The sequence below is a fragment of the Pseudomonas sp. MWU12-2029 genome (assembly GCF_023242425.1).
In the GTDB taxonomy this organism is placed as follows: domain Bacteria; phylum Pseudomonadota; class Gammaproteobacteria; order Pseudomonadales; family Pseudomonadaceae; genus Aquipseudomonas; species Aquipseudomonas kribbensis.
In genome coordinates this window covers 236,921-253,498 of the sequence record NZ_JALJDY010000005.1, presented here as the reverse complement: position 1 = coordinate 253,498, position 16,578 = coordinate 236,921, and the positions used below count along the sequence as shown (strand labels likewise).

At 59.3% G+C, this 16,578-nt stretch carries 17 protein-coding genes and 1 pseudogene; 10 read left to right on the top strand and 8 right to left on the bottom strand.

From position 1 onward, the window contains the following. Positions 1-139 precede the first annotated feature (139 nt). Both M5B44_RS14530 and M5B44_RS14525 read left to right on the top strand, forming a co-directional pair. The gene (locus M5B44_RS14530) at positions 140-2,125 is read left to right on the top strand and encodes a type VI secretion system tip protein VgrG (RefSeq protein ID WP_248739612.1); all 1,986 of its coding nucleotides are present in this window, start codon (positions 140-142) and stop codon (positions 2,123-2,125) included. Continuing rightward, the gene (locus tag M5B44_RS14525) at positions 2,125-2,679 is read left to right on the top strand and encodes a hypothetical protein (protein ID WP_248739611.1); all 555 of its coding nucleotides are present in this window, start codon (positions 2,125-2,127) and stop codon (positions 2,677-2,679) included. The genes M5B44_RS14530 and M5B44_RS14525 overlap by 1 nt, the downstream gene beginning before the upstream one ends. Positions 2,680-2,738: 59 nt before the next feature. Here M5B44_RS14525 and M5B44_RS14520 read toward each other — a convergent pair whose 3' ends face one another. Further along, positions 2,739-3,035, bottom strand: a complete 297-nt coding sequence (locus M5B44_RS14520) for a hypothetical protein (protein ID WP_248739610.1) — start codon at positions 3,033-3,035, stop codon at positions 2,739-2,741. Between the two features lie 486 nt (positions 3,036-3,521). Here M5B44_RS14520 and M5B44_RS14515 point away from each other — a divergent pair, with 486 nt between their 5' ends. Then, the gene (locus tag M5B44_RS14515; protein ID WP_248739609.1) at positions 3,522-3,788 is read left to right on the top strand and encodes a DUF2790 domain-containing protein; all 267 of its coding nucleotides are present in this window, start codon (positions 3,522-3,524) and stop codon (positions 3,786-3,788) included. Between the two features lie 91 nt (positions 3,789-3,879). Further along, positions 3,880-4,278 carry a hypothetical protein gene (locus M5B44_RS14510; RefSeq protein WP_248739608.1) on the top strand — a complete coding sequence of 133 codons (399 nt, stop codon included), beginning with the start codon at positions 3,880-3,882 and terminating at the stop codon, positions 4,276-4,278. On the opposite strand, the gene M5B44_RS14505 is transcribed toward M5B44_RS14510, so the two are convergent. Then, entirely contained in the window at positions 4,275-4,544 is a 270-nt protein-coding gene (locus M5B44_RS14505) for a DUF1652 domain-containing protein (protein WP_085709758.1), read from the bottom strand. The two genes, M5B44_RS14510 and M5B44_RS14505, sit on opposite strands and share 4 nt — an antisense overlap. A 370-nt stretch (positions 4,545-4,914) precedes the next feature. Between M5B44_RS14505 and eco the strand changes: the two genes are divergently transcribed. After that, a complete protein-coding gene (gene eco, locus M5B44_RS14500) occupies positions 4,915-5,400 on the top strand; it encodes a serine protease inhibitor ecotin (protein ID WP_248739607.1) in 486 nt (161 codons plus the stop codon). A gap of 20 nt (positions 5,401-5,420) precedes the next feature. Then, a complete protein-coding gene (locus M5B44_RS14495; RefSeq protein WP_085703035.1) occupies positions 5,421-5,726 on the top strand; it encodes an NIPSNAP family protein in 306 nt (101 codons plus the stop codon). A 15-nt stretch (positions 5,727-5,741) separates the two neighbouring features. On the opposite strand, the pseudogene ilvA reads toward M5B44_RS14495, so the two are convergent. Further along, a pseudogene (ilvA, locus tag M5B44_RS14490) lies at positions 5,742-6,743 on the bottom strand (threonine ammonia-lyase, biosynthetic); the annotation flags it as partial. 247 nt (positions 6,744-6,990) lie between these two features. Here ilvA and M5B44_RS14485 point away from each other — a divergent pair. Further along, positions 6,991-7,329: a DUF2834 domain-containing protein gene (locus M5B44_RS14485; protein WP_248739606.1), complete on the top strand. Its 339-nt coding sequence runs from the start codon at positions 6,991-6,993 to the stop codon at positions 7,327-7,329. Here M5B44_RS14485 and M5B44_RS14480 read toward each other — a convergent pair. Together M5B44_RS14480 and M5B44_RS14475 are read right to left on the bottom strand one after the other, a co-directional pair. Then, on the bottom strand, positions 7,310-8,233 hold the full coding sequence (locus M5B44_RS14480) for a magnesium transporter CorA family protein (RefSeq protein ID WP_248739605.1): 924 nt from the start codon (positions 8,231-8,233) through the stop codon (positions 7,310-7,312). The genes M5B44_RS14485 and M5B44_RS14480 overlap by 20 nt on opposite strands. Before the next feature lie 7 nt (positions 8,234-8,240). Beyond that, complete coding sequence (locus M5B44_RS14475; protein ID WP_007957450.1) at positions 8,241-9,815, bottom strand: RimK family protein; 1,575 nt, start codon at positions 9,813-9,815, stop codon at positions 8,241-8,243. Positions 9,816-9,907: 92 nt separating this feature from the next. Between M5B44_RS14475 and M5B44_RS14470 the strand changes: the two genes are divergently transcribed. Beyond that, the gene (locus M5B44_RS14470; protein ID WP_248739604.1) at positions 9,908-11,011 is read left to right on the top strand and encodes a GNAT family N-acetyltransferase/peptidase C39 family protein; all 1,104 of its coding nucleotides are present in this window, start codon (positions 9,908-9,910) and stop codon (positions 11,009-11,011) included. A 5-nt stretch (positions 11,012-11,016) separates the two neighbouring features. Here the strand turns inward: M5B44_RS14470 and M5B44_RS14465 are convergent, their stop codons facing one another. Together M5B44_RS14465 and M5B44_RS14460 are read right to left on the bottom strand one after the other, a co-directional pair. Next, the gene (locus tag M5B44_RS14465) at positions 11,017-12,162 is read right to left on the bottom strand and encodes a PQQ-dependent sugar dehydrogenase (protein ID WP_248739603.1); all 1,146 of its coding nucleotides are present in this window, start codon (positions 12,160-12,162) and stop codon (positions 11,017-11,019) included. A 50-nt stretch (positions 12,163-12,212) separates the two neighbouring features. Next, positions 12,213-12,536 (bottom strand): hypothetical protein, encoded by a 324-nt coding sequence (locus M5B44_RS14460; protein ID WP_248739602.1) that lies wholly within the window; start codon positions 12,534-12,536, stop codon positions 12,213-12,215. A gap of 185 nt (positions 12,537-12,721) precedes the next feature. On the opposite strand from M5B44_RS14460, the gene M5B44_RS14455 reads away from it, so the two are divergent. Beyond that, positions 12,722-13,582 (top strand): Ku protein, encoded by an 861-nt coding sequence (locus M5B44_RS14455; RefSeq protein WP_248739601.1) that lies wholly within the window; start codon positions 12,722-12,724, stop codon positions 13,580-13,582. A 54-nt stretch (positions 13,583-13,636) separates the two neighbouring features. Here M5B44_RS14455 and lpxO read toward each other — a convergent pair whose 3' ends face one another. Next, the gene (lpxO, locus tag M5B44_RS14450; protein WP_248739600.1) at positions 13,637-14,536 is read right to left on the bottom strand and encodes a lipid A hydroxylase LpxO; all 900 of its coding nucleotides are present in this window, start codon (positions 14,534-14,536) and stop codon (positions 13,637-13,639) included. A gap of 391 nt (positions 14,537-14,927) precedes the next feature. On the opposite strand from lpxO, the gene M5B44_RS14445 reads away from it, so the two are divergent. Beyond that, the gene (locus M5B44_RS14445; RefSeq protein ID WP_085708149.1) at positions 14,928-16,514 is read left to right on the top strand and encodes an ABC-F family ATPase; all 1,587 of its coding nucleotides are present in this window, start codon (positions 14,928-14,930) and stop codon (positions 16,512-16,514) included. The last annotated feature ends 64 nt before the right edge of the window (positions 16,515-16,578 follow it).

The window sequence follows — 16,578 nt, the reverse complement described above, 5'->3', positions numbered from 1 at the left end:
GTTTTACTGGATAAAACCGTGGCTCTAAGGGTTTTCCCTATACCTTCGGGGCTGTGCTTCTACGGCATTTGCGCCTTGAACGAGGCCGTTTAATCCTGCACCATCCGCCCACGCTAATCCAAAGGACGGAAAACAAGGCATGCTGGACGCCAACGCTACCCACATTACCCTCACGCTCGAAGGCGCTTCCGCCGACCTGCAAGTCCTCAGCTTCACCGGTCGCGAAGCCCTCAACGAACCGTTCCGTTTCGACCTCGAACTGGTCAGCGCCCGTCCTGACCTCAAGCTCGAAGAACTCCTGCACAAGCCCGGCTGCCTGACCTTCGGCGCCACCGGCGAAGGCAAGATTCATGGCCTGGTGTATCGCATCGAGCAAGGCGATTCCGGCAAGACCCTGACCCGCTACAGCCTCAGCCTGGTGCCACAACTGGCCTACCTGCGGCACAACCATGACCAGCAGATCTTCCAGCAACTGACCGTGCCGAAGATCATCGCCCAGGTACTGGAAGATCGCGGCATTCTGGCCGACGCCTACAGTTTCCAGCTCGGCGCCGAGTATCCGGAGCGTGAGTACTGCGTGCAGTACGACGAATCCGACCTGCATTTCATCCAGCGCCTGTGCGAAGAGGAAGGTATTCACTTCCACTTCCAGCACAGCAGCAGCGGCCACAAACTGGTGTTCGGCGACGACCAGACCGTGTTCCGCAAACTGAAACCGGTGAACTACCAGCAAGACTCCGGCATGACCGCCGACAAACCGGTGATCAAGCGCTTCAACCTGCGCCTGGAAACCCGCACCAGCCGCGTCAGCCGCCGCGACTACGATTTCGAAAAACCGAAGATCCTGCCCGAAGGCGCAGCCAAATCTGCGTTCATGCCGGACCTTGAGGACTACGACTATCCCGGCCGCTTCACCACCCGTGAACGCGGCAAGTTCCTCTCGACCCGAGCGCTGGAACGCCATCGCAGCGACTACAAACTCGCCGAAGGCAAAGGTGACGAACCGACCCTGACCACGGGCCACTTCCTGACCCTGGCCGAACACCCGCGCGCCGAATGGAACGATATGTGGCTGCTGCTGGAAGTCTTCCACGAAGGCAAGCAACCGCAAGTGCTGGGCGAGAACGTCACCAGCGACGTCACCGACAACAAGAGCGATTTCCACCAGGGCTACCGCAACAGCTTCGTGGCCACCCCGTGGGACGCGCACTACCGCCCTGCCCTCGAACACCCGAAACCGAAAGTCCTCGGCAGCCAGACCGCCATCGTCACCGGCCCCGGCGGCGAAGAAATCCACTGCGACCAGTACGGCCGCGTGAAGGTGCAATTCCACTGGGACCGTGAAGGCCAGGCCGACGACAAGACCACCTGCTGGCTGCGCGTCGCCAGCGGCTGGGCCGGCGCGGCCTACGGCGGCATCGCCATCCCGCGCATCGGCATGGAAGTGCTGGTGACCTTCCTTGAAGGCGACCCGGACCAGCCGCTGGTCACCGGCTGCCTGTACCACAAGGAAAACGTCGTCCCCTACGACCTGCCGGCAAACAAGACCCGCAGCACCTTCAAGACCCTGAGTTCCCCGGGCGGCAAGGGCTACAACGAATTCCGCATCGAAGACAAGAAAGGCGTGGAGCAGATCTACATCCACGCCCAGCGCGACTGGGACGAAAACATCGAGCACGACCAGAAGATCCGCGTCGGCAACGAGCGGCACGACACCGTTGAAGCCAACACCCTGAGCGAATTCAAGGTCGAGGAACACCGCATCACCCACCTGGACCGCAAGAGCGAAATGCGCGCCAACGATCACCTGACCGTAGGCGTGACCCAGCACGTGAAGGTCGGCACCGGGCAGTTCGTTGAAGCGGGTACGGAGATTCACTACCACGCTGGCGACAAAGTCGTGATCGAGGGCGGCATGGAGCTGACGGCCAAGGCTGGCGGCAGCTTCGTCAAGGTCGATGCCGGTGGCGTGACCATCAGCGGTGCGGAGGTGAAGGCCAATACCGGCGGTGCACCGGGTGCCGGCACCGGGATCGCCATTTTGCCGCCCGTCATTCCGGCCCCGGCCGCCAACGACAAGCCAGGCACCGTCGTGTCGCCGAAGCAGGTGGTGAAATCCGCTTGATGCTCAACGCAGTCTTTGCGGCTGGACTCATCACTTCAAGCCTTCATGTCGTTGCCGCTCAGCCATCGTTCACGACGGTGGCTGAGTGCGATCTGGCAGGCCCCGACAGCAGACTTTCCTTGCTGCGGGGCCACCCCCTCTCCGACGCTCACGTTTACAAAATCCGTCAGGAGCAAGAAACCAGATTCTTATATGCAGATGCCGATACGTCTTTCGGCAGTCGTGTTGATTGGCAATGCGTGCCCACAGGCAAAGGCGTGAATGTCTTTCTGATCACTGGCGAGTTCAGCTCCAACTACCAACAAGGCATCCTGTTTTTTCGAGATACGGACGACAGGCGGATTCACCGCGTGGAGTTCGCCGAAAGGAACCGTCCTCGCTGGGTATTGAGCGGTTCGAAAGGCCCTCAAGTCATTTTCGAGAACGCTGGATATGAGAGCGACCACAAGTATTTGATTTACGGGCCGGCGGATGCCTATCTGGAAACGGATGAGTTGCCGTTACCTGCGACCGCACAAGGCGAATCGCTGATTGAGCTGAAACCTTATCCGTAGCTTGAACGTTTTAATTCAACAGGGGACCATCGCGTCCCCCATTGAACGCTGGCGAAATGTCAGGCCGGTGCGGTCCAGTTCAACATTCTCTGTTGGGCTACCTGCAGCAAATCATTGCCATCCTGCGCCAGCAGGTACAGCGCATGGGTGATGTGGGGAATGTCCTGGACATCGGAGTGTTTGAAGCACAGGCAATGCAGGGTTTCGAGCAGGTCGGCGGCGGCGCGTACGCGCTGGACGGCGGCTTCGAAGATGTCTTGGGGGTTGGCTTCGGTGTCGATGACCAGCGGTGCGCTGTCGGTGACGCCGCTGTTGAGCGGGAGATAGCGGGCGGAGCTTAGTTTCAGTATTGGCATTGGAATTACTCGATAGGCTTCAATGACCCGCCGACACCGTGACCAAACGATGGGAGGCGGACTGTATGCAAGGCTTGGTCAACTGAGAAACCCGATCAGCTCGCCCGAAGGCGCCCCTGCACACAGCCGCCACAGCAATGTACTCCGAAGACAGGAATGTCCGCGGCGCGAATGATGGCACAAGATGTGTCGAGTTATCAGGCGACCAAACCTGAGCCGCTGATTTTGCAGCGACACCAAAACCATAACCGCCCCCCTCCAATCGCCGGAAGCAGACAAGGCAGCGGTTCCTGTAGGAAGGCGCCGTGAATCCCCCAAGAAACAATCCCCCGTCAGACAGCCGGCATTCAGCCGGGTTAACCCTCGCTTAACGCCGTGGTCAAAGACTCTAGTCATCCGCACGCTCTCAGCCGATGCTGACGCCCAGTGCGGCAGGTCTGGTGTGTTTCACGCCGGGCTTTCTTTCCTTCGCACGGGAGTCTCTCCATGAACATTCGTCCGCTCCTCCTCACCACCGTCCTCGCCTGCACTGCGTTTGCCGGGCTGGCCCAGGCCAATGACACCACGACGACCAAAGCGGTGCCGTACACCTATGGCATGCCTTTGAATGTGGCCAAAGTGGTCTCGATGACCGAGCAGCCAACCAAGGCTTGCAAAGTGATCGATGCCGACATGAAGTACATCGATACGTCAGGCAAACCCGAAGAAATAACTTACCGGAAAATGTCTGACGCCTGCGACTTCCAGAACTGACAGAAAGCTCTGATTTGCGGCTTTGCGGTAGGCGGGCAAGGGTCTCGAAGGTTATCCTCGGGGCCCCTCCTCACTGCCGCAAGGATTCGCCATGCAGTTGTCGTTTCGCACGTTGTCGACCATCACCTTTTCCCTGTGTTTTCTGCTGGCGCTGGCCTGGGGCCTCGTGCCGCAAATGCTGCTTTCGATCTGGAGCATCGAATACTCCGAGGCAGCAGGATTTGTCGCACGACGCATGGCAGTGCTGTTCGCGGCGTTGGGAGTGATGTTCTATCTGGTGCGCAACGCGCCGGTGTCGATCGCGCGCAATGCAATGAACAACGGCTTTATCGTCGGCTGTTTTGGCTTGGCGGTGCTGGGGTTCGCTGAATGGCTCAACGGCCATGCCGGCCCCGGGATTCTGCTCGCGGTGCTGGTCGAGTTCGCGCTGGGCCTTGGCTTCGTGCAGGCCCGGCGCGTGACGGTCGAACTGGGTGAAACGGTCGGTTAAACGACTTTGGATCGCGGCACTGAATGATGGGTCGCCGTGTGTTGCGCGAGATTGGAGCGCAACCCGGCGATCAGGCCGTTGATTTCGCGACAGCTGTTCAAATGACTGGCATCGATGCCACTCACCAGCAGATCGACCTGATCGGTACGGTGATCGCCATAAACCTTGACGGTCATCGACAGATCCGGGGACAGCGTGCACTGGCAGCGTTTCGGTAGAAAGCTGCTTTCAATGATATTGCGTAGTTCCAAGGCAGACAGAAACATGGCGAACCCTCTCCTTACTGTGAGACTGCCAATCAAGTATTCACATGACCGTTACCACGACTCCCCACGGGTGTATCCCCGCTGAATCCCTGGGTATGGCAAGCGGTTGTACTGCGAAATGCCCATTGGAGTGTAGGCGCACAAACTCGGTGCGCCGCACCAAATCAACGCATAAAACGTGCCTTTCATCGGGTCGATTTCACCTCCTGCCAAATCAATGACTTGGCGAAAATGCGGGCAAGTGGCCAGTTGCAAAATGCAAGATCCGATCGTACAGGCACTGCAATTTGCAAGCGGTTGGCGGTTTGCATTCATCGCCCATGGCAGTAAGAATGCCCGTCTACCAACGTACACCCGCCAGGAGGCTTCAATGGGAAATTTCACTGTTTACGCGACCGCCGGCCTGATGCTCGCCAGCCTGTCCACCCTCACCCACGCCGCAAAACTCGAAGACACGGCGCCCTACCCCAAAGCCGAAGCGGGCTTCACCCGGCAGGTCATTCACCTGCCGCAGCAGGCCCAGGAAGACAACTTCAAAGTCGAAATCCTCGCCGGCAAGACCCTCGAGGTGGACTGCAACCGCCAGCGCCTGGGCGGCACCCTGGAAGAGAAAAACCTCGAAGGCTGGGGGTATCCGTTTTACCGCCTGGAAAAAGTCAGCGGCCCGATGAGCACGATGATGGCCTGCCCGCCCGGCAGTCAGAAAAAGCGCGCCTTCGTCCCGGTGATCGGTGACGGCTTCACCGTGCGTTACAACAGCAAACTGCCGATCGTGGTTTACGCACCGTCCGACGTCGAAGTGCGTTATCGCATCTGGTCGGCTTCGGACAAGGTCGGCACTGCCATCCCCGAGTAACTCGCCAAGGAGCAGCGGCATTGATTACCTGCCACGTCAGATACGTGATTGATCCCTACCAGCTCGACGCCTTCGAAGCCTACGCCAAGACGTGGCTGGGCATCGTCGAACGGCTGGGCGGGACGCATCACGGCTATTTTCTGCCCTCGGAAGGCGCGAGCAACATCGCTTACTGCCTGTTCAGTTTTCCGTCCCTGGCGGATTACGAAAGCTATCGCCACATTGCACTGACCGACCCGGAAAGCACGGCGCTGGTAGCCGATCTGGTCGAAAAGAAGTTCATCGTCAGCTACGAGCGCAGCTTCCTGCGCCCGCTGCTGCCCTGAACATCCTTAGGCCACGTCGCCGGCCGCAGCGCGCTCGGCGACGTGGCGCAAACTGTCGAAATTGATGTTGGCGCCGGAATCGATGGCGATCAGCGTCTGATTCCGTGCGCCGGTCTGCGCCACGTATTTTTTGATACCGGCGACCGCCAACGCGCCGGAAGGCTCGGTGATCGAGCGGGTATCGTCGTAGATATTCTTGATCGCTGCGCAGAGTTCGTCGTTGCTGACGGTGATCACTTCATCCACGCAGAAGCGACAGATCTCGAACCCATAGGCGCCGATCTGCGCCACTGCCACGCCATCGGCGAAGGTACCGACGCTGGGCAACACCACCCGCTCATTTGCTTGCAACGCAGCTTTCAGACAGGCCGAGTGCTCCGACTCCACGCCGATGATCCGCACCTCCGGCCGCAGGTATTTCACATATGCCGCGATACCGGCGATCAAACCACCACCGCCCACCGGGACGAAGATCGCGTCCAGTGCGCCCTGATGTTCACGCAGGATTTCCATTGCAACCGTGCCCTGGCCGGCGATCACATCGGGGTCGTCGAACGGCGAGACGAACGTTCGTCCGGTCTGCTGCGCCAGTTGCAGCGCATGGGCCAGGGCAAACGGAAAACTTTCGCCATGCAGTATCGCTTCAGCACCGCGACTGCTGACGCCCAGTACTTTCAACTCAGGCGTGGTCGCTGGCATCACGATCGTCGCCGCAATCCCCAGCTCACGGGCCGCCAGCGCTACGCCTTGAGCGTGATTGCCCGCCGACGCAGTGATCACGCCCCGAGCCTTCTGCGCGTCGCTCAATTGCACCAGTTTGTTGAAGGCACCGCGAATCTTGAAGGAGAACGTCGGTTGCAGGTCCTCACGCTTGAGCAGGATCCGGTTGCCCAGCGCTTCTGACAGTGCCGGCGCGGATTGCAGCGGCGTGCACACCGCCAGTTCATAAACCGGCGCGGCGAGGATCTTTTTCACGTATTGCTCAAGCAAGGCTTGCTGGTCGGGGCTGTGGCGCATGGTCGTCTCCTGACTTTTTATTCAGAACCCCGGAGACAGAAAGTAAAAACCCGCCTCTAGGGCGGGTTGGGTGCTGCAGTCGTGAGCTAGCCCGCCAAATGAGGAATGGCGGTAATAATGCTTGGCTGGCAGCGCAATACGGTGGAAGTCATGGTCCCGAAATTAGCTCGGGCGTTGCTGACAAGTCAATGGCGATTTTTGCGTTGGGTCTGTAGGCTGGCCGCTCATCTGACCAAGGAAGGAGTACATGATGTCCATCGCCCTGCCCCTCACTGCTTTGATCGCGTTCAGCGGCTACACCGTTAGCGTGATGCTGCAAGCCGAACAATCGCTGATCGATTTCGGCATCAGTCTGATGTCGCGGCCAGACACCGCACAGGTGGTGATCGATCTTTATCTGCTGGCGACCCTGGCCGGCATCTGGATGTACAAGGATGCGCGCAAGCGCGGGCAGTCGGTTTGGTCGGTGGTGCCGTATCTGTTGCTGACAGCAGTGTTTGTTTCGGTCGGGCCGCTGTTGTACCTGGTGGTACGGGGCCTGCAGGATCGCAAACGCCCGGCCGCCGTCAGTTCGCCAGACGCCTGAGCCCGAACAGCATCCCGCTCGCCCCCAGCAGCATCGCCGCGAGGAACAACGGGTACGACACCCACCACGGCGTGCCGGCGGTCATCATGCTGAATTCCGACATGCCGCCAATGCTCGCAATCAGGTTGAGCGGCAGGAACACCACGTTGATCAGCGTCAGCTTGCGCAGCAGGTTGTTCATGCTGTTGTTCATCAGGTTGCCCCGGGCGTCGATCAGCCCGGAGAACACCGTCGAATAGATTTCCGCCTGCTTGTAGCACTGGTTGTTTTCGATGATCAGGTCGTCGATCAGGCCAAGGGCTTCGCTGCCGAAATGCTGTTTTTCGGCGTGATTGCGCAGCCGCGTCAGTACCGCGCCATTGCTGTGCAGCGCGTTGATGTAATAGATCAGGCTTTCGCTGAGGTTGAACATCTGCACCAGATGCTGGTTCTGCATCGAGGCGTTGAATTTCTGCTGCAACTCCCGGGCGACCAGTTTGATCACCTTCAGGTGCCCGAGGTAGTGATGGATGTTGTTGAACAGCAGGTCCAGCAACACATCCAGCGGCGTGGTCAATGGTTGGCGTGTGCCGAGACCGTGCAGCGGCGTGTCGTCGGTGGCGATCACCAGCAACTGCCCCGGCGAAAACAGCAAACCGCAGGACGACACCTCGAACGCCAGGCTGCCGCCGCCGGAGTAGTTCTCCGGGCGCTTCCAGATCAGGAACAGATGATCAGGATGGAATTCAATCCGCGACACCTCGTCCGGGTCCAGCGCAGAGGCCAGCGCATGCTCATCCAGTTTGAAGTGACTGTGGAGCAGATCGCGTTCAGCCGCGTCGGGGTCACTGAACAGCATCACCTCGGCGTCCAGCCGTTCGACCCGCTGCAACGCGCCGTGGCTCAGTGCAAAGCTGTTGATCATCGAGCGGTCACCAAGCCTGGCCGCGACGTTTGAGTTCCAGGCGCCTCACGAACTCCTCCAGCACCAGCGAATACAGATCGTCCTGCAAATAGGCATCTTCGATGCCGGCGTCGAGGTTCGGGTTGTCGTTGACCTCGATGACCACAACCTTGTCGCCGGCCTGTTTCAGGTCGACGCCGTACAAGCCGTCGCCGATCAGGTTGGCGGTCTTTACTGCCAGCTCCACCACCGCACGCGGCGCTTCGTGGATCGCCAGCGTGCGGCATTCGCCGTTGACGTCCTGGCCCTTGGCCTTGTGGTTGTAGATCTGCCAATGGCCCTTGGACATGAAGTACTGGCAGGCAAAGATCGGTTTGCGGTTGAGCACGCCGATACGCCAGTCGTATTCGGTGTAGAAAAATTCCTGAGCCAGCAACAGCACCGAGTGTTCGAACAGTTCGGCGGTGGCTTCCAGCAGGGCCTGCTGGCTCTCGACCTTGATCACCCCCCGAGAGAAGCAGCCATCGGGAATCTTCAGCACCAACGGGAAACCCAGGCGTTCGCCGACCCGCTCGAAGTCTTCCGGTCGTTCCTTGTAGAGAATTTCCGTGGCCGGCATACCCAGTTGGTGGCTGTTGAGCAAATCAGTGAGATAGACCTTGTTGGTGCAGCGCAGGATCGAGGTCGGGTCATCCATCACCACCAGCCCTTCGCTTTCGGCTTTCTTGGCGAAGCGGTAAGTGTGGTTGTCGACGCTGGTGGTTTCGCGGATCAGCAAGCCGTCGTACTCGGCCAGCCTTGCGTAGTCCTTGCGCTCGATGAGTTCGACATCGATGCCCATGCCTTTGCCGACGCGCACGAAGTTTTCCAGCGCCCGGGCGTTGGACGGCGGCAACGCTTCCTGCGGATCGTGCAGGATCGCCAAGTCATAACGCGCCACTTGCGGCGAACGCGGTACACGCCAGATCTTGCGGCTGAAGCCGTCCAGGGCATTGGCAAACTGGTCTTCCTGGTCGTCGCGCAACTTGTGCAGGGCACCGGACTTGATACCTTCGATGTGCCAGCCGTTAGTTCTACGGAACTCAACTAACAGGATCGGGCACGGAAACACTTCAAACAATTGACGGGCCAGATCCTGCAACGGTTCGATATGGGTTCTGCCGAAATAAAGTGTCAGCGTAAACCCTTCGGTGTCGCTGTAGAGATGATGACTGAGGGCCTTTTCCAAGGTTTTATCGAGGTCATCCAGCGCCAGGCCATAGAGCGATTTACGGGTCAGTTCGCTGATGGTTCGTACCGACGGAATCACCTTGTGCCCCCGGGCTTCGGCCAGCAAAGAGCAGTAGTAGCCGTGCCCCAGATACTTGTAGCTGCGGCACAGGTTGATCACCTGCACCCGTTTTCCCGGCTCACTGTCGGGCGGTTGCTCGAGGTATTCCTGGGCCGTGAGGATGTCTTCACTGGGAAAGTACGAGGCCCAGTCTTCCTTGCGTTCGACGATGATCAACACTTGACTGGAAGTTCTGATTTGCGGTTTTAAATAAGTTGCCGGTGGCAAACTTTGACTGGATACTTCGCGCCAATGACCCTGTACCGCTGACATAGAAATTGATCCGTTGGAGAACAAGACCTTTTCTATTAAGCACGAACTTTTTCGAAAGTCCCGTTTCGTTACGCAACTTTTACGGCGGTCATATGAACACTGTTTTTCGCTTGGCGACAGTTGATGATTTAGCGGCGCTGCTGGCGCTGGAAATGCACTGTTTCACCACGGACCGGCTTACCCGCCGCAGCTTTCAATGGATGATTACCCGGGCCCACGGCCAGTTGCTGGTGGCCGAGCGCGAGGGTCATCTGCTGGGTTATGCGCTGGTGCTGTTCCATCGCGGCACGTCGCTTGCGCGCCTGTATTCCATCGCCATTTCCCCCGAAGCCCGGGGTGGTGGCCTGGGCAAACAATTGCTCCAGCGCATCGAAGCCTGCGCGCTTGAGCATGACTGCGCTTACCTGCGGCTGGAGGTGCGCACTGACAACCCGACCGCCATCGCGCTGTACGAACGCAGTGGCTATCGGCGCTTTGCACTGATTCACGACTACTACGAAGACCATGCGGACGCTTTGCGCCTGGAAAAGCGCATCCTGCAACACCACGATTCGCGCAGCATCAAGGTGCCCTATTACCGACAGACCACCGACTTCACCTGCGGGCCGGCGTGCCTGTTGATGGCCATGGGCGCCTTGCAGGCTGAACGACCGCTGGAGCGCCGCGAAGAACTGCAGCTCTGGCGCGAAGCGACCACCGTGTTCATGACCGCCGGCCATGGCGGTTGCAGCCCTCAAGGCCTGGCGTTGGCCGCATGGCGCCGAGGGTTTCGCGTGCGATTGCAACTGAGCATGACCGGGCCACTGTTTCTCGACGGCGTGCGCGACACGCATAAAAAAGACGTCATGCGCCTGGTGCATGACGAGTTCATGTCACAGCTGGACGACACCGACGTTGATCAGATCATCGGCACGACACTGGATTTGCCCCGCCTGCTGAACGCCGGCGGGCAGCCTTTGGTGCTGATCAGCAGCTATCGGCTGACCCGCTCAAAATCCCCACACTGGGTGATCGTCACCGATTGCGACGAGGATTTCGTCTACCTGCACGACCCGGATGTCGATCACAGCCAGCACCGCCAGCCCATGGATTGCCAGCACGTGCCGGTCAGCCATGGGGAGTTCGAAAAAATGTGCCGGTTCGGGCGGGGCAAGTTGCGGGCTGCGGTGGTGCTCTACGCCCGCTCACCCGCATGAGGCGTTCATTTGAGTCCGACCTTGTACAGCGCACCGTCGGACTCATCTGTCAGCAGATACAGATAGCCGTCCGGCCCTTGGCGCACATCACGGATCCGTTGTTTCAGATCGCCCAGCAAACGCTCTTCATGCACAACCTTGTCACCGTCGAACTGCAGACGGATCAGTTCCTGAGTGACCAGCGCCCCGATGAACACGTTGTGCTGCCAGGGTTTGAAACGGTCGCCGTCGTAGAACGCCATGCCGGTGACACCCGGTGATTTTTCCCAGACATGGTGCGGGGCGACGGTGCCTTCGACGGTTTTACCCTGGGCTTCCGGGATGGGTTGCATCGAGTAGTTGATGCCGTGGGTTGCCAGCGGCCAGCCGTAGTTCTTGCCGCGCTCGATGATGTTCACCTCATCGCCCCCGCGCGGGCCGTGTTCGTTTTCCCACAATGTGCCGGTCCATGGATTGAGTGCTGCGCCCTGCGGGTTGCGATGGCCGTAGGACCAGATCTCCGGGCGCACACCGGACTGACCGACAAACGGGTTGTCGTCCGGCACCTTGCCGTCGGGGTAGATCCGCACGACCTTGCCTTGCAACTTGTCCAAATCCTGGGCGGTCGGGCGGTCGTTGTTTTCGCCGAGGGTGATGAACAGGTAGCCGTCACGGTCGAACACCAGCCGCGAGCCGAAGTGATTGCCAACGGACAGCTTCGGTTCCTGACGGAAAATCACCTTGAAGTCCTTCAGGGATTTCAGGTCGTCCGACAGGCGCCCGCGCCCCACCGCAGTTCCTGCCTTGTCACCGGCACCACCACCCTCAGCGTAAGACAGGTACACCAGCCGATCCTGTTTGAAGTCCGGCGACAGCACCACATCCAGCAACCCGCCCTGCCCCTTGGCCCAGACCTTGGGAACGCCATCGATCGGCGCCGACAGTTTGCCGTCAGCCCCCACCACCCGCAGATTGCCCGGACGCTCGGTCACCAGCATGCCCTGGCGGTCCGGCAGGAACGCGAGCGCCCATGGGTGCGCAAGCCCCTGGGTAATCGTCGTGACTTCAAGGGTGCCCTGCTCGCTTTGCAATTCCTTGGAGGCAGCGGCGTATGCCGGGCTGCAGATAACAGCGCCGGCACACAGGCCGGCTAAAAGGGTTTTACGCAACATGCACGATTCCTTTTGTTCGTTTGAAGGGCTGACAGAAGCGGCTCTGCCATTCAACGGTTGCTGTCGCCGTCACGGGCGGGAGGGTTGGGAATGAATTTCGGCGGTGTACTCGGCACCGAACGTAGCGGCTGGCCATTGCCGATGCCGCCGTTCTCGACGGTGGGTTGGCGAGGCGCTGGCACCGTACTCGGCCCGCGGATCACCGGATTGGCGGGCTGCGTGCCCTGCATGCTGTTGGGATTGGCCCGGTGAATCGGGCTGTTGTAGGGATTGCTGCTGTTGCCGGTCGGACTTTGCGCCAGCAACAGGGCATCGGCGTGAACCAGCCCGCCACTGAGGGCCAGCAATGCGATGCCAAGCAGAAAACGGTTCATGGACGGCCTCTCTCGATGCACGTGGAATAGAGCCTTCGAGTCCACGCTACGCCGAGGGTTCGGATTTGTTAACCCGTCATCGCTAAACAAGGTGTAACACCGTTTGACCAGTTGCCCGTCGGCTGGCAGCGGAAACTTTCACGCATGCCGACGGGTCACCCGAACATCACTCGGAGAACGGCACTATGGCTCGGGCAATCTGGAAAGGCGCAATCAGTTTCGGTCTGGTGCACATCCCCGTGGCGCTGGTCTCGGCCACCTCGTCCCAGGGCGTGGACTTCGACTGGCTGGACAGTCGCAGCATGGACCCGGTCGGCTATAAACGGGTCAACAAGGTCACCGGGAAAGAAGTGACAAAGGAGCACATCGTCAAAGGCGTGCAGTTCGAAAAAGGCCGCTATGTCGTGCTCAGCGAGGAAGAAATCCGTTCGGCCCACCCGGTCTCGACCCAGACCATCGACATCTTTGCCTTCGTCGACAGTGAACAGATCCCGCTGCAGAACATCGACACGCCCTACTACCTGGCCCCGGACAAACGCGGCGGCAAGGTTTACGCGTTGCTGCGCGAAACCCTGAGCAAAACCAAGAAAGTCGCCCTCGCCCGTGTGGTGTTACACACGCGTCAGTATCTGGCGGCGTTGATGCCACTGGAGTCGGCACTGGTGCTGGTGAAACTGCGCTGGCCGCAGGAAGTACGCAGCCTGGACGAACTGGCGCTCGGCAGCGAAGTGACCAAGCCGCAATTGGCGAAAGCCGAGCTGGACATGGCCAAACGACTCGTTGAAGACATGAGCGCCGACTGGAAGCCCGAAGATTACACCGACGAATTCGAAGACAAGATCATGGCCTTGGTGGACAAAAAGGCCCATGAGGGCAAGATCGAGGACGTTGAGACCGTTGACGGCGAAGAAGAGCGCAAGTCGGCTGATGTTATCGACTTGACCGAACTGCTCAAACGCAGTCTCGGCGGGAAATCACCGGCCAAACCGGCGAAGAAAGCCGCGAGCAAGACGACAGCGGCGAAAAAAACCAAAAAAGCGTCGTGAAAATGAAATCGGGCGACTGTCTTTCAACAGTCGCCCGATTTATCAGATCAGTTATCAGATCAGAATGAAGATCGCCAGCAGACCACCGAAGATCGCCCACTTTTCCAGGTAATAGCGCGCGCGATTGCGCTTTTTCAGCTCTTTGCCGCGCAGGCGGATCTTGTAGATTTTGGTAAACAGGCGGTTGATACCGCCGGTGCGGTCGCCCGCATCGTTCGGCGCACCGGCGGCCGACATCACGGTACGGCTGAACCAGCCGTTGAACGCGGCTGCCCAGCGATACTTCATCGGGCGCTCGACGTCGCAGAACAGGATGATGCGGTTCTTGTCGGTGGTGTTTTCGGCGTAGTGAATGTAGGTCTCGTCGAACATCACCGCTTCGCCGTCGCGCCAGTGATAGTTCTCGCCATCGACGTTGATGTAGCAACCGGCGTCGTTCGGCGTTTCCAGACCCAGGTGATAACGGTAGGAACCGGCGTACGGGTCACGGTGACGCACCAGTTTCGAGCCCGGTGGCAGTTCGGCGAACATCGCCGCCTTGATCGAACCGATGCTCTGCACCAGTTCAGTGGTGCGCGGGCACAGTTGCAGCGCCGATGGATGGCTGTCGCCATACCACTTCAGGTAAAAGCGCTTCCAGCCGGTCTTGAAGAACGAGTTGAAACCGACGTCGTCGTACTGGTCCGAGCGCTTGATCGCACCGGCACTCAGAAGATTCTGACCTTCCTCGCGGATTTCTTCCCAATGGGCCTGCAACGGGCTCAGATCGGGAAAGTCCTTAGGGTCGAGGTAGGGTTTGTTCGGTTTTTTCGAAAACAGATAAAGGAAGCAGTTGATCGGTGCGAGAAACGTCGAGTGATCGCTCAACTGACGGCCCAGTTTGTGACGCACACGACCACGCAGGTGAACGTATGCAATGGAAATGACATAAATAGCAGCAATGATGAGTTTCACGGAAATCGTCACACGTCAAAAGTGAACAAACTGCGCGCCTTTCTGGCTGTGGCCATAGGTCTGTAGCAGTGGTCTGGATACAAAACAGCGTCTCGGTGGCACATCCTTGAGCCCATGCCGGGCAAGGGCCTGGGTGAATGGATGGCATTTTAGCCACAGTTTGTAACCAATAGTGAACCTTCATCTGTGAAAAACTGTCCCGCGATTGCGCCAATTGGCATTCCGGGGATCACCGCCCTATCGCTGGAAGAGCCAGACCAGTACAATCGCCGCCAAACTTTACGCGCCCCCCCTTGGTTGATGACGGGATTTCCCGCCTCAGCGCACTTCGACTCGGGCCAAGCGCTCCGGCCGCACCCTCGCTACTCAGAATGATTCGCAGGATAAACCTTTGATTTCTACAGCTAATATCACGATGCAGTTCGGCGCAAAGCCGCTGTTCGAAAACGTTTCGGTGAAATTCAACAACGGCAACCGTTATGGCCTGATCGGCGCCAACGGTTGCGGCAAGTCGACGTTCATGAAAATCCTCGGTGGCGACCTCGAGCCGTCCGCCGGCCAGGTGATGCTCGAGCCGAACGTTCGCCTCGGTAAACTGCGTCAGGATCAGTTCGCCTACGAAGAATTCACTGTGATCGATACCGTGATCATGGGTCACGAGGAGCTGTGGAAAGTCAAGGCCGAGCGCGATCGCATCTATTCCCTGCCGGAAATGAGCGAAGAAGACGGCATGGCCGTGGCCGAGCTGGAAACCGAGTTCGCCGAGATGGACGGCTACACCGCCGAATCCCGCGCCGGTGAACTGCTGCTGGGTCTGGGGATTCCGCTGGAACAGCATTTCGGTCCGATGTCCGAAGTGGCGCCGGGCTGGAAGCTGCGCGTTCTGCTGGCTCAGGCACTGTTCTCCGATCCGGAAGTGCTGTTGCTCGACGAACCGACCAACCACCTGGACATCAACACCATTCGCTGGCTGGAATCGATCCTCACCGTGCGTAACAGCACCATGATCATCATTTCCCACGACCGTCACTTCCTGAACAGCGTCTGCACGCACATGGCCGACCTGGACTACGGCGAGCTGCGTCTGTTCCCGGGCAACTACGACGAGTACATGACCGCGGCGACCCAGTCCCGCGAGCAACTGCTGTCGGACAACGCCAAGAAGAAAGCCCAGATTGCCGAACTGCAGACGTTCGTCAGCCGCTTCTCGGCCAACGCCTCGAAAGCCAAGCAGGCCACTTCCCGTGCCAAGCAGATCGACAAGATCCAGCTGGCCGAGGTCAAGCCATCGAGCCGCGTGAGCCCGTTCATCCGTTTCGAACAGACCAAGAAACTGCACCGCCAGGCCGTGACCATCGAGCAGATGTCCAAGGGCTTCGACGGCAAGACCCTGTTCAAGAACTTCAGCTTCACCGTTGAAGCCGGCGAACGCGTGGCGATCATCGGCCCGAACGGTATCGGCAAGACCACCCTGCTGCGCACCCTGATGGGCGAACTGACCCCGGACGCCGGCACCGTGAAGTGGACCGAAAGCGCGGAGCTGGGCTACTACGCTCAGGACCACGCCCACGACTTCGAAGACGACGTCAGCCTGTTCGACTGGATGGGTCAGTGGACTCAAGGCGAGCAAGTGATTCGTGGCACCCTGGGCCGCATGCTGTTCTCCAACGACGAGATCCTCAAGTCGGTGAAGGTGATTTCCGGTGGTGAGCAAGGTCGCATGCTGTTCGGCAAGCTGATCCTGCAAAAGCCGAACGTACTGGTGATGGACGAACCGACCAACCACCTGGACATGGAATCGATCGAGGCGCTGAACCTGGCGCTGGAAAACTACCCGGGCACGCTGATTTTCGTCAGCCACGACCGTGAGTTCGTATCGTCCCTGGCCACGCGCATCATCGAGCTGAGCCCGAACGGCGTGACCGACTTCAGCGGCACTTATGACGATTACCTGCGCAGCCAGGGCGTCGTGTTCTGATAGCGGCCTCGAGTCGAAAGCCCCGCCCCAAGGCGGGGCTTTTTATTGCGCCCAGGAAAGATAG